This is a genomic window from Silvimonas soli (assembly GCF_030035605.1).
Classification (GTDB): Bacteria; Pseudomonadota; Gammaproteobacteria; order Burkholderiales; family Chitinibacteraceae; genus Silvimonas; species Silvimonas soli.
The window spans coordinates 3,585,999-3,598,028 of sequence record NZ_CP106736.1; the positions used below are offsets into that span (position 1 = coordinate 3,585,999).

The 12,030-nt window shown below is 54.1% G+C and carries 11 protein-coding genes; 3 read left to right on the forward strand and 8 right to left on the reverse strand.

Features of this window, described 5'->3' with window-relative positions; genetic code table 11:
- Positions 1 to 84: 84 nt before the first annotated feature.
- Complete coding sequence (locus tag N7220_RS16515) at positions 85 to 1,188, reverse strand: serine endopeptidase (RefSeq protein ID WP_283148616.1); 1,104 nt, start codon at positions 1,186 to 1,188, stop codon at positions 85 to 87.
- Between the two features lie 146 nt (positions 1,189 to 1,334).
- Positions 1,335 to 2,630 (reverse strand): MFS transporter, encoded by a 1,296-nt coding sequence (locus N7220_RS16520; protein WP_283148617.1) that lies wholly within the window; start codon positions 2,628 to 2,630, stop codon positions 1,335 to 1,337.
- A gap of 468 nt (positions 2,631 to 3,098) precedes the next feature.
- Between N7220_RS16520 and N7220_RS16525 the strand changes: the two genes are divergently transcribed.
- Positions 3,099 to 3,989: a TIGR02285 family protein gene (locus N7220_RS16525; protein ID WP_283148618.1), complete on the forward strand. Its 891-nt coding sequence runs from the start codon at positions 3,099 to 3,101 to the stop codon at positions 3,987 to 3,989.
- Positions 3,990 to 4,091: 102 nt separating this feature from the next.
- Here the strand turns inward: N7220_RS16525 and N7220_RS16530 are convergent, their stop codons facing one another.
- The gene (locus N7220_RS16530) at positions 4,092 to 5,339 is read right to left on the reverse strand and encodes a dicarboxylate/amino acid:cation symporter (protein WP_283148619.1); all 1,248 of its coding nucleotides are present in this window, start codon (positions 5,337 to 5,339) and stop codon (positions 4,092 to 4,094) included.
- Between the two features lie 211 nt (positions 5,340 to 5,550).
- Here N7220_RS16530 and N7220_RS16535 point away from each other — a divergent pair, with 211 nt between their 5' ends.
- Positions 5,551 to 5,946: an RNA-binding S4 domain-containing protein gene (locus N7220_RS16535; RefSeq protein ID WP_283148620.1), complete on the forward strand. Its 396-nt coding sequence runs from the start codon at positions 5,551 to 5,553 to the stop codon at positions 5,944 to 5,946.
- Positions 5,947 to 5,996: 50 nt separating this feature from the next.
- Positions 5,997 to 7,394, forward strand: coding sequence for a class II fumarate hydratase (fumC, locus tag N7220_RS16540; protein ID WP_283148621.1), 1,398 nt, complete (start codon positions 5,997 to 5,999; stop codon positions 7,392 to 7,394).
- Positions 7,395 to 8,521: 1,127 nt separating this feature from the next.
- Here fumC and N7220_RS16545 read toward each other — a convergent pair.
- The 5 genes from N7220_RS16545 to radC form a co-directional block, all read right to left on the reverse strand.
- Positions 8,522 to 8,647 (reverse strand): hypothetical protein, encoded by a 126-nt coding sequence (locus N7220_RS16545; protein ID WP_283148622.1) that lies wholly within the window; start codon positions 8,645 to 8,647, stop codon positions 8,522 to 8,524.
- Positions 8,644 to 9,087, reverse strand: a complete 444-nt coding sequence (locus tag N7220_RS16550; RefSeq protein ID WP_283148623.1) for a hypothetical protein — start codon at positions 9,085 to 9,087, stop codon at positions 8,644 to 8,646. The genes N7220_RS16545 and N7220_RS16550 overlap by 4 nt, the downstream gene beginning before the upstream one ends.
- A 126-nt stretch (positions 9,088 to 9,213) precedes the next feature.
- Positions 9,214 to 9,636, reverse strand: coding sequence for a beta-barrel domain-containing protein (locus N7220_RS16555; RefSeq protein ID WP_390901514.1), 423 nt, complete (start codon positions 9,634 to 9,636; stop codon positions 9,214 to 9,216).
- A 114-nt stretch (positions 9,637 to 9,750) separates the two neighbouring features.
- Positions 9,751 to 10,965: a branched-chain amino acid ABC transporter substrate-binding protein gene (locus N7220_RS16560; protein WP_283148624.1), complete on the reverse strand. Its 1,215-nt coding sequence runs from the start codon at positions 10,963 to 10,965 to the stop codon at positions 9,751 to 9,753.
- Positions 10,966 to 11,281: 316 nt separating this feature from the next.
- Positions 11,282 to 11,956 carry a RadC family protein gene (gene radC, locus N7220_RS16565; protein WP_283148625.1) on the reverse strand — a complete coding sequence of 225 codons (675 nt, stop codon included), beginning with the start codon at positions 11,954 to 11,956 and terminating at the stop codon, positions 11,282 to 11,284.
- Between the last annotated feature and the right edge of the window lie 74 nt (positions 11,957 to 12,030).

Consider the following 12,030-nt stretch of genomic DNA (forward strand, 5'->3'; position numbering starts at 1 on the left):
TTGGGTAAAAGATTCGCTCCCACTACGGGCCAGGCGCAAAGCCCGGCGGCGCGGTTGCGCCCTTCGGTTTTTGCGCTGCGGGGATTAGTCGCGATTGGCCTGTAAAAGCGCGGGCACCACTTCAGCCGGGGGAGTATCTTCGCCTTTCTGCACCGCTTCGCCGCACTTATGGCAGAACGGGAAAAACGCAAAATTACGCCCGCCGCAGCTACAAATACGGAACAGCTCCAGCCCGCAGTGGATGCAGAAATTGGCACCGTCGCCACCCAGATTCCACGGCTTGTCGCACGATGGGCAGAGCTTTTTCTGATAGGAAGAAATAGCCTTTTCGTAGACCACAGTGCGGGCGCGCTCGGTCTGGCTTTGCTGCATTTCCAGGCGTTTACGTTCTACATATCGCTGGAACACTTTGAGCATGTAAATGCCCGCGAACACCGTCAGCACAATCCCGACCACAACCCGGATGTAACCGCCAAAGCTGGGCAGATACGGCACCAGTTCTACAAAGAACGCAAACAGCGCGAACAAACCAAAGCCATACACAAACGGCCAGTAACGATGCTTGCGAAAGCGGATGAACAGCCAGATCGCCAATAACAAAATCGGCAAGGTAAACGCCAGTCGTAAAGCAAAAACCTTCAACTGATATTGCTGATTGGCGCGTTCATAACGTTGATCGGTTTCGTTTTGCAGTTGCGAAAGTTGGCCTTCCACCGTGTTGAGTTTGAGTTGCAGAGCCTGCATCTGGTCATTCACCGCATCTTGCTGGCGCTGCCAGTTGCGCACGTTGCCTTGCAGTTCATCCAGTTGGCGAGTGCGGGCGAGCACTTCCGGGTCCTGGCTACTGTTGCCGGTGGCCTTGCGGGTATCGATCCAGTTACGGAAAGACTGGCTCGATTCCGCGTAATCCTTGCGGGCGCGATCCAGTGTGGTGCCGAGCGTTTCCTGTTTGTCGTTCAAGATATGCTGCTGGCGCTCCAGGTCTTGCTTGCTGACCAGCAGCGGTGCCTGCGCTTGCTGATCGGCAAACTGCTCAGCAGCGGGCGGCCCGGATTGCGGCGCGAAGAACATGTCGCGGATAACCAGTTCTCCCAGCATGTTCAGTAGCACGGCAAACACCAGTGCCACAATCCATGAAGCTATGCGGAGCAGACGTTCGGGGCGGGAGTGAGCCTGGCTGGTGGTCATCTGAGGTGATCCTTGACGCGGTGACAAAACGCCATGATTGCATGATCAATCGCTAATCGGCCAATGCTTGCGCAAGGTATTGGCTGTTTTGGCGAAAGAAAAGCCGCCATATAGGCGGCTTTTTAAGTAGCTTTGTTTGCGGGCATTCAGTGGCGTTTGGGCTGTTTGGCAACTGCCAGAATAATCCCCAGCACGCATAGCGCCGCAACGTAGTGCGCTGGCGCCTGGTGATCGGTAGTCATCCACACCGACAGCAGCACCGGCGTCAGGCCACCAAAAATGGCATAAGCCACGTTGTAGGCAAACGACACCCCGCTAAAGCGCACCGCCGCCGGGAACGAGCGCACGATCAGATAAGGCACCACGCCCACCACGCCGACAAAGAACCCTGCCAACGCGTAATTGAGCATCAGCGTGCTGGCATCCACCGGTTGGTGAAAGTAAAAGTTGTAGCTGGTAATCAACAGACCAATGCTGCCCACACCCAACGTGACCCGCCCGCCAAATTTGTCTGCAGCCGCGCCAAATACCACGCAGCCAATGGTCAGGCACAGCGTGGCCAGGCTGTTGGCTTGCAGTGCCAACGCTGGCGCCACGGCAAAGGTCTTTTGCAACCAGGTGGGGGTAAACAGAATCACCACCACAATCGCGGCGGAGAGTACCCAAGTCAGCAACATGGCCTGAATGGTACCAGCCAGATGGTTTTTGACCGTGGCCGCCACCGGCAAGCCTTTCGACAACTCTTTGCGTTGATGCAGTTCTTTGAAGATGGGCGTTTCTTCCAGGAAACGCCGCAGATACACCGCGACCAGCCCAAACACGCCACCCAGGATAAACGGAATTCGCCAGGCAAACCCGGCGACTTCTTCTTTGCTGTAATGCGTGGTGATGGCTGTAGCAATCAATGCGCCCAGCAAAATGCCAAAGGTGAGCCCCGCGGTGAGTGAACCCACGGCCAGCCCGGTGCGGGTAGGGGGCACGTGTTCGGACACAAATACCCAGGCGCCCGGAACTTCGCCACCAATCGCAGCTCCTTGCATGATGCGCAACACCAGTAGTAGTACCGGTGCCAAAAAGCCGATGGTGGCGTAGGTCGGCAACAGGCCCATAAACAGCGTTGGCAAGGCCATCAGAAAGATCGACAGCGTAAACATGCGCTTGCGGCCGAGCTTGTCGCCAAAGTGGGCAATGATGATGCCGCCCAAGGGCCGCGCCAGATAACCGGCGGCAAAGATGCCGAAGGTTTGCAGCAACTTGAGCCAGTCCGGCAAACCAGGCGGGAAGAACAAACCGCCGATGACTGCGGCGAAAAACACAAACACCACAAAGTCATAGAATTCGAGCGCGCCACCCAAGGCGGATAGCGTCAGGGTCTGGATATCGCGCCGGTTCAACGGACGATGCGCAGCAGACCAGGTCAGAGAGTCAGTACTTGTATTCATTTTATTGGCAGTCATGGGCTGAGGTCACAAGAGATCGCGCGTGCGCAAAATGCGCAGGCCGCGAAGCCGCTGTTAGCCGGATGAGGACAGCATGAAAAGCCGCAAGGTATGGATGGACCATGCAACCGTCGCCGGGGACCGCGCGCCAGATCGGCGCTCAGGCAAGGTATTGCTGCATTTGCGGATCACGCAAAAGTGGCAGAGATGAGGCGATCTGCAGTTTTAACAGCATCAATGCCCACTAATCAAGCATGGCCTGGTATTTTGGGTGTGATCTACCCGAAGTTGGTCACATTGAAAGCATCAGCGGGCCGCCGTTTCAGTTGAGTGTCCGGTTTATGCGTCAATGCTGATTGGCCGCCATGTTGTGAGCGGTTGGCCAAGAGGTGGTCCCGTATAATGGCCATTCACTGGGGAAAGAAAAATAGAAATGACAATGGCAATGACGATCAAGAAGTGCGCAGGCTCATGCGCAAAATAGCTCTCAACCTGCTGCTGTTTCTGACGCTGGGCGCGACCTCGGCGGCATGGGCACGCGAGACCATCACTTGGGGGGTGTTCGATTGGCCGCCCGTGTTTATTCTGCAGGATCACAATTCGGATGCAGTCACCAAACTGGGCGATGGCACCGGCGACAAGCTTTTGAAAATGCTGCAAAAACAGTTGCCTGAGTATGATCACAAGGTAGTAGTGATGTCAGCGGGGCGTGTGTTTGCGCAAATGAAGCAAGGTGAGAATCTGTGTTTCCCCTCGGCAATCCGGACCCCAGAACGAGAGAGCATTGCCGTGTTTACGCCAGCCATGCTGACCATGCCGATTCAGTTGGTGACGCGTGAAGACGTCCTTAAAGCTCATCCACGTTGGCGAGACGGCGTTGATCTGAAAGCGCTGGTGAAAGATCGCTCGCTGTCCGGAACATACGTTGCGTCGCGCTCATACGGGCTGGCAATCGACAAGATTCTGGCGTCTAACAGCAACACCGGTATGCATCCGGTTGCCGCAGCATTGCCATCCAGTCCGTACCAGATGCTGGCGCTGAAACGGATCGATTACACGCTGGAGTTTCCGCAAATCGTGCAATACCACGAGCAGCGCAAAGAGTTGCCAGCCGGGCTCACCATGGTGCCGCTACGCCAAGATCAACCCTGGCTCACCGGTTATGTCGCGTGTACCAAAAACGCGTGGGGGCAGACCGCCATTCGTAAAATTGATGCTGCCTTGCGCGATCTGGCCAAAGAGCCTGCCTATCGCAGCATGATTACCGATTGGTCGCCAGATAATGACAAAGAAGCGCAGCACAGGGCGCTGGAACGGTTTCTCAGCGATCGGGCCAGTCATAACTACGTGCCACAGCAATAGTTTTTCGTGGGCGTTTCAGAGGCAGCAAAAAAGGCGACCGCAGTCGCCTTTTTTATATCGTGATATCTGGATTCCCGATTCAACTTCGTGGCGTTAACCGGATTAACCCAGTGCCGCTTTGAGTTTTTCCCGATCCAGTTCTTTCTCTGAATTGGAAACCACAATCGCCGCCACGCCATTGCCGATGATATTAGTCAGCGCGCGAGCCTCGGACATAAACCGATCCACGCCCAGAATCAACGCCAGACCCACCACCGGGATACTCGGTACCACCGCCAAAGTAGCCGCCAGCGTAATGAAACCGGCGCCAGTGACACCGGATGCGCCCTTGGAAGTCAGCATGGCCACGATCAGAATCGACAGCTCCTGCCCCAGCGTCAGATCAATATTCAGCGCCTGGGCAATAAACAGCGCTGCCAGCGTCAGATAAATATTGGTGCCGTCCAGATTAAAACTGTAACCCGCTGGTACCACCAGGCCAACCACCGACTTGGAACAACCGGCTTTTTCCAGCTTGCCCATCAATTGCACCAGCGCGCTTTCAGACGAAGACGTGCCCAACACCAACAGCAATTCATCGCGAATGTAGTTCAGAAATTTGAGGATGCTAAAGCCGGTAATGCGAGCTACTGTGCCCAGCACAATCAGCACGAACAAAGCGCAAGTCAGATAGAAACACGCCATCAGGCTGGCCAGTGGCACCAAGGCTTTCAGGCCATATTTGCCAATGGTAAAGGCCATGGCACCGCCCGCACCCAATGGCGCCAGCCACATTAGTGTTTTGACCATGCCAAAGAAAATATCCGACAGGCCTTCCACAAAATGCAGTACTGGCTTGCCTTTCTCGCCGATCTTGTTCAGGGCAAAGGCAAACAGAATTGCTACCAGCAACACTTGCAGCAAATCGCCCGAACCGGTGAAGGCATCGGAGAACGTTTTGGGGATGATGTGCAACACAAAGTCCGCAATATGCTGCTCATGCGCTTTGGCCGCAAAGTCGGCCGTCAGTTTTGGGTCCAAGGTTTGCGGGTCAACATTGAAACCTTTCCCCGGTTTGAGGATGTTGGCGACCAGCAAACCAATCGCCAGCGCAAAGGTTGAAATCACTTCAAAATACAGCAGCGCTTTACCACCAACGCGGCCGACCTTTTTCAGATCGCCCGCATTGGCGATGCCCAGCACCACCGTACAGAAAATCACCGGGCCGATCAGCATTTTGATCAGTGCGATAAAGCCATCTCCCAATGGTTTGAGTGCCACGCCGAGTGCCGGGTCGAGATACCCAAGGATGCCGCCGCCGATAATCGCCACCAGCACCCAGAAATACAGGGTCTTATGCATGTGTTTCATCAGAGTCTCCGCCATTGGTTTTTATGGTTGTGTCACTCGCTCCCGAGATGTCCTGGTTTGCAGAGCCAGCCGGGGCGGTGCTACTAATTTACGACGTTGAATGCTTTGCAGTCGCTTGGGGTTTGTCCGGTTGGGGAAACTGTGTAGCGGGCGTATTGTCTGTCTGCTGGTCTGCCACAATGTGGTTTGGAAGAATGAATCAGGTGCATGAATGAAAACTCCAGAAATCCAGAAGTACCGCGTCGATAAATGGCTATGGGCCGCGCGGTTTTTCAAAACCCGTTCTTTGGCGACGGATGCCGTTACCGCTGGCCACATCCATTTGAATGGAGAACGCCCCAAGCCCGCACGCGATCTCAAAGTGGGCGACATGCTGCGCATTCAGGTGCCGCATGGCGAGTTTGAGGTGGAAGTGCTGGCCCTGTCCGACCAGCGTGGTTCCGGTGAAAAAGCCCGCTCGCTGTATCGGGAAACGCCAGAAAGCATGGTCAAGCGCGAGCAGGCCGCACTGGAAAAACAACTGGCGCCGCAGTTCGATCACCCGCTGGCCAAAGGTCGCCCGACCAAGAAATGGCGGCGGCAGTTGCACTTGCTGGAGCGCGGTTAGTCTTTCATTGCCGTTCAGAGAACAGGCCATTTCATACCCAGGAGTACGCCATGACCCAGTCCCGTATCGAAACGGATTCCATGGGCGAGATTGAAGTCGCCGCAGATCGTTACTGGGGCGCGCAAACCCAGCGTTCGGTGGGCAACTTTCCGATTGGAGTGGATCGCTTCAAGTGGCAACGGCCGATGATCCGGGCGCTGGGAACCCTGAAAAAGGCCGCGGCGCAAGCCAACGCGCAATTGGGCGAATTACCCGCGGATGTGGCTGAGCGGATCGTAACCGCAGCTGATGAGGTGATTGCAGGCAAGCTGGACGAGCATTTCCCGCTAGTCGTGTTTCAGACGGGCTCCGGCACGCAATCGAACATGAATGCCAACGAGGTGATCTCCAACCGGGCGATTGAGCTGGCCGGCGGCCAGATGGGTAGCAAGACGCCGGTACACCCGAATGACCACGTTAATCGCGGGCAGTCTTCCAACGACACCTTTCCCACCGCCATGCATATCGCGGTGGTGGAACAACTGCAGCATCGGCTGTTGCCGACGCTGGCTGTATTGCGCAAGACCTTGGCAGCCAAGTCCGAGCAGTATGCGGACGTGGTTAAAACGGGCCGCACTCACCTGCAGGACGCTACGCCAATTACGCTGGGCCAAGAGATCAGCGCCTGGGTGGCGCAGATTGATTTCGGCGTTGCCAGTGTGCATGCCTCGCTACCAGGCTTGTACGACTTGGCCATTGGTGGCACAGCAGTGGGCACCGGCCTGAACGCCCACCCACAATTTGGCGACACCGCCGCCGCCCGCATCGCCGAACTGACGGGTTTTCCGTTCCAGTCTGCCCGCAACAAATTCTTTGCCCTGTCTGCGCACGATGGCCTGGTGCAGACCTCCGCCGCCCTGCGCACGCTGGCAGGCGGCTTGATGAAGCTGGCCAACGACGTGCGCTGGCTGGCCAGCGGCCCACGTTGCGGCATTGGTGAATTGCGCATTCCCGAAAACGAACCCGGTTCATCCATCATGCCCGGTAAGGTCAACCCAACCCAATGCGAAGCGCTGACGATGGTGTGTGTGCAAGTGTTCGGTAACGATGCCGCCGTGGCGTTTGCGGGTACGCAGGGTAACTTCCAGCTGAACGTCTACAAGCCGGTGATGGTGCATAACGTGCTGGAGAGCATCGCGTTGATTAGCGATGCGGTGCTGGCGTTCAATGACCATTGCGCAGTGGGGATTGAGCCGGATCTGGCGGTGATTGATGCCAACCTGGAGCGTAATTTGATGCTGGTGACGGCGTTGAACCGGCATATTGGCTATGACAAAGCGGCGAAGATTGCCAAGAAGGCACATCACGAGGGGCTGACGTTACGCGAGTCGGCTTTGGGATTGGGGTTTGTTACTGAGGCAGAGTTTGAAGAATGGGTGGTTCCGTTGGAGATGACACGGCCATCTTGATTTGGTTTTGGTGTGCGGTTTGGTAGGGCGGGTGGAATCCGCCTTGCTGTTGTGGTCATGGCTTCAAAAGCTTTTTGTTAGTGCCTTCGGCACGGGTTTTGAAGGCGTTTGATACCCGTGGTGACCGGGAGCACGTTACTTTCTTTTGCGTCGTCAAAAGAAAGTAACCAAAGAAAAGGCGACCCCGCTGCCGCAAGGGGGCCCAAGTTCAAAAGCTAGAACGAACCGTCTGTTTGCCAAGGGTCTTTACGTGCATCCTGCGTTCCCTCGGACGGCCGGAGCCTGAGGTCTGCGGCTCTCGGTCGGCGTGATTAGCCACATTGTTTGCCAGCCACAAACCTCCGTAGCCCGCATGAAGCGATAGCGAGAATCCGGGGTCGCAAGGTGTCAATTTGCACATGTCGTTTGAAATTGCCGATATTGCTCCCCCGACGCTCGCTCTGCTTCATCCAGGCTACGGTACTGAATATATATCACCAGGACCCAACTCAGCTCGAGTCAACGAGGTAACAATGGTATTCATAAGCGTTACATAGTCATCAGGTCCGATTGCCATTTTCCACTTTCATTTTAAGGAAAAACATCAAAAAAATGAACAAGAATACATCCATATTTAATACATTCATTTCAAAAATGTTGACAACATAATAAGAAACCCAGCCGCCATGTGGATTGCCACAGCCATACCAATAGTTAATAGTCCCATCCAATGAGAAAATCAAATACAGGACACAGATTATTAGCGAAATCAAAAAAGAACTAAATTTTAATCTTTTACATCCATCCATATATTTTTTTTACTTGTTTTTTTATAAAAAACAATATTTAGAAAGACCGAAATAACCCCAAGAACATATCTGGAAAAGACCTGCCAAGTAAAAATCACCCCCCCCGCGCTCTCGCAGGACAAAATCCCCGTCAAATATTTCCTTCCAACCACAGGAAGGAAAAAATATAAAATCCATCCAACAACAAAGAAAGTACACGTGATTTTGAAAAATAATTTGTAAAACGCACTAAAATCAAATTTATCAAAAAGCACCAATAATCACTCCCAAATAAAACATCACACAAATAACAGATGCCTCAAACAATTATTCCTTAAATTTTTTTTACGCCAATGCCAATTAACGTTCTCGCAAACTCTCACTCGCATATTCAATCAGCAAGGTGTCAATTTGCACATGTCGTTTGAAATTGCCGATATCGCTCCCCGGACGCTCGCTCTGCTTCATCCGGGCTACGGTGCTCATTTCTTGTCACTCTCTGTTAGTTTTTGTTCGATTTTTTTAACTTCCATTGTGTCGATATTTCTTGAAACATCTAGGTTAATTATAAAAATCACTTTTCCTTTGCTATTTTTTTCATTTTCTTTTGGAACACCTAAAAATTGATAATCAACCTCACCTTGATAAAAACACTGATCGGGAGGGGTTTGATTGCACGTTAGACCAATTAATTCTGCATCTTTTTGACTGGCCTTTTCTTTATCGCCGGCAGCCGCTTGCAACATTTCAATCAGGTGCTTCTTTATCCATGACTCTTGATTCATCCACGAACCGTTTAAATACATTCCAATTTTAGAATCACCCAAGCCAGAAGTATCTACCGCAGCCCTCGGAGCTGAATCTGCAAGACTTAGTCCTGCAGAAAGAAAAATTGAAAATACAAACAACGAATTTACAATGCGCATCTTAATTTCCTTTGATGTTGCAATCAGATTGGTGTGTTTGCTGTCTTTCTGAGAGAGCATCTCCTTCACAGATTATTACTAGTGCGATAACTGCAATTTCGGTTGCGTATTCGTTAAATCGATTTTTTATCTTTCCCGCAAACTCTCACTCGCATATTCAATCAGCGGACTCAGGAAATACTCCGCCACGCGTCTGCGTCCGGTTTTGACTTCCACCGTCACCGCCATCCCCGGGGTCAGGTTCACCCATTTGTTGTCTACATGAATGCGGCTGGTCGGCAGGGTGACGCGGGCGGGATAAACCAGACCTAACTTCTTGTCTTGTGATGCGTCGTTGCTGACTTTGATGACGGTGCCGGTGAGGTAGCCGTAGCGGGTGTAGGGGAAGGTTTCGATCTTGATGATGGCTTCCTGCCCGGCGTCCACGAACCCGATGTCCTTGTTGTCGACGCTGGCTTCCACTTCCAGCGTGTCGTCGGGGACGATTTCCATGAGCGACTGGGCGGTTTGCACCACGCCGCCGACGGTATGCACGTTCAGTTGCTGCACGGGTCGCTACCTTGAGGGGAGCCTGCACGTTTTTGGGGCTGCGCACGGGCAAAAACAAACGGCAGCCAAAGCTGCCGTTTATTCACCACACTGCAAAGATCGTCACAACGCCAATTACTTCGCGCCGCCCACGATCTCAAGCACTTCCCACTTGCCACCCTTCACGGTGTAAATGGTGATCGCGCCGTTTTTGATGTCACCTTTTTCGTCAAAGGTGATCGGGCCGGTTACGCCCTGGTAGTCGATCTTGGCCAGTTCTGGCAGGTACTTGGCCGGTTCGGTGGAGCCGGCTTTCTTCATGGCTTCAACCATCACCTTCACAGCGTCATAGCAGTACGGTGCGTACAGTTGCACTTCCATGCCGAAGGTCTTCTTGAACTTGTCCAGGAATTCCTTGCCGCCGGGCAGTTGGTCTTTCGGTTGACCTGGGGAGGACGACACCATGCCTTCGGAGTCTTCGCCAGCCAGTTTGATCAGTTCTGGTGTTTGGGTGCCGTCGCCGCCCATGACCTTGGCGCTGATGCCCAGTTTCTTGGCTTGTTTCTTCAGCGGCGCAGCTTGTGCGTCCATGCCGCCGTAGAAGATCAGGTCAGGTTTGGTGCCTTTGATCGAGGTCAGGATCGCGTTGAAGTCGGTTTCCTGGTTGGTGGTGAATTCGCGCTTCACCACGTCGCCACCGGCGGCTTTGGCGGCTTTTTCGAATTCGTCGGCCAGACCCTGGCCGTAAGCGGTGCGGTCATCAACAATGGCGATTTTCTTCGCGCCCAGTTTTTGCACTGCGTATTCGCCCAGCACCTTGCCTTGTTGGGCATCGTTAGCCATCACGCGGAAGGCGGTTTTGAAGCCTTGGGCGGTGTAGGCCACGGCAGTGGCGGATGGGGAGATTTGCGGGATGCCAGCGTCAGAGTAAATCTTGGATGCCGGGATAGTGGTGCCGGAGTTCAAGTGACCGATCACGCCAACCACTTTTTCATCGACAAAACGTTGAGCCACGGTGGTGGCGGTTTTCGGATCGGCCTGGTCATCTTCCGAATCCATCTCGAACTTGACCTTTTTGCCGCCGATATCTGCACCGCCAGCGGCGTTGATTTCATCAATCGCCAGCTTCACGCCGTCTTCGTTGTCTTTACCCAAGTGGGCGATATTGCCGGTTAGCGGCGCAGCGTGGCCGATCTTGACGGTAACGGCGCCGCCAGAGGTGTCGGTGGAAGCGGCTGCAGCAGAAGCAGCAGGTGCCGAAGCAGTGTCGGATTGAGCCGGTTCCTGCTTGCCACATGCGGCAAGACCAAGAATGGCTGCAGCAATCAGGCTGTAACGCGCGATGGTCATTTGCAAATCCCCTCAGGACTAATGCGATTTGATCGTCAGAATGATTCGGTGATTCCGGGTCTTGAAATTTCGCCAGGCTGATGCCCGGTAGGGCTTTCACTGTCGTAATTTCAAAGTTACGGTAAAACGATAATGAAGAGGCGGGTTTCGGACTGTCAAATGTGCACCGGTGCTGGCGCCATAACGGTGGCTTCTATGCAACACGCGTCAGCTACCAATGCATCTGTAAGGTGCGTCCACCCAATTTGCGACTTAAACATGCCTCAAATTGGGTAACTGTGATGATGCCGTCAGCTATGTTGCCCACTGTGTCAGGCTATAAATGGCCGTGCTCGGCGAAGGAGTACACCTGGTTGCCCGCAACCAGGAAATGATCCAGCAAGCGAATATCCAGCAACGCCAGCCCCTGGTGCAGCCTGCCGGTAAGCGAGACATCCGCGGCGGAAGGCGTAGCGCGACCAGAAGGATGGTTGTGGGCGACGATCACCGCGCTGGCATGATGGTGCAAGGCATGCCGCGCCAGTTCCTGTGGGTAAACGTGGGCCTGATTGACGCTGCCTTGTGAGAGTTCCACCACACTGGTGACTCGATGACCTGCATCCAGCATCAGTGCGATAAAACACTCCACCTGCCGGTTGCGTAGCAATAAACCGAGATAGTCGCGCACCGCTTGCGGGCTGGTCAGCACATCGGTTTGCGCCATGTCTTCTCGCAGCGCACGACGGGCCATTTCCTGCACGGCTTGCAATTGCGCGTACTTGGCGTCACCCATCCCTGCGATCTTGCCAAACGCCGCCCGAGGCGCGCTGAATACACCATTGAGTGAGCCGAATTCGGTGAGCAACAGCCGCGCCAGATCCACAGCACTGAGCCCGACAATGCCCACGCGCAGAAAGATCGCCAATAGTTCGGCATCGGATAACGCTTGTGCGCCGCGTTCCAGCAGTTTTTCGCGCGGCCGTTCGGCGGCGGGCCAGTCACTGATTGCCATAAGAGCCTTTGACAGGTGGGGAAGGGGAACGCAGCGCGATACCCTGTTACACTTCTGGCCCATCAGCAACCTTG

Bases quoted from the DNA above. Each gene is read 5' to 3' on its own strand.
- N7220_RS16515 (WP_283148616.1), bottom strand. From the start codon at position 1,188: ATGACCACCAGCCAGGCTCACTCCCGCCCCGAACGTCTGCTCCGCATA.
- N7220_RS16520 (WP_283148617.1), bottom strand. From the start codon at position 2,630: ATGAATACAAGTACTGACTCTCTGACCTGGTCTGCTGCGCATCGTCCG.
- N7220_RS16525 (WP_283148618.1), top strand. From the start codon at position 3,099: ATGCGCAAAATAGCTCTCAACCTGCTGCTGTTTCTGACGCTGGGCGCG.
- N7220_RS16530 (WP_283148619.1), bottom strand. From the start codon at position 5,339: ATGAAACACATGCATAAGACCCTGTATTTCTGGGTGCTGGTGGCGATT.
- N7220_RS16535 (WP_283148620.1), top strand. From the start codon at position 5,551: ATGAAAACTCCAGAAATCCAGAAGTACCGCGTCGATAAATGGCTATGG.
- fumC (WP_283148621.1), top strand. From the start codon at position 5,997: ATGACCCAGTCCCGTATCGAAACGGATTCCATGGGCGAGATTGAAGTC.
- N7220_RS16545 (WP_283148622.1), bottom strand. From the start codon at position 8,647: ATGAGCACCGTAGCCCGGATGAAGCAGAGCGAGCGTCCGGGGAGCGAT.
- N7220_RS16550 (WP_283148623.1), bottom strand. From the start codon at position 9,087: ATGCGCATTGTAAATTCGTTGTTTGTATTTTCAATTTTTCTTTCTGCA.
- N7220_RS16560 (WP_283148624.1), bottom strand. From the start codon at position 10,965: ATGACCATCGCGCGTTACAGCCTGATTGCTGCAGCCATTCTTGGTCTT.
- radC (WP_283148625.1), bottom strand. From the start codon at position 11,956: ATGGCAATCAGTGACTGGCCCGCCGCCGAACGGCCGCGCGAAAAACTG.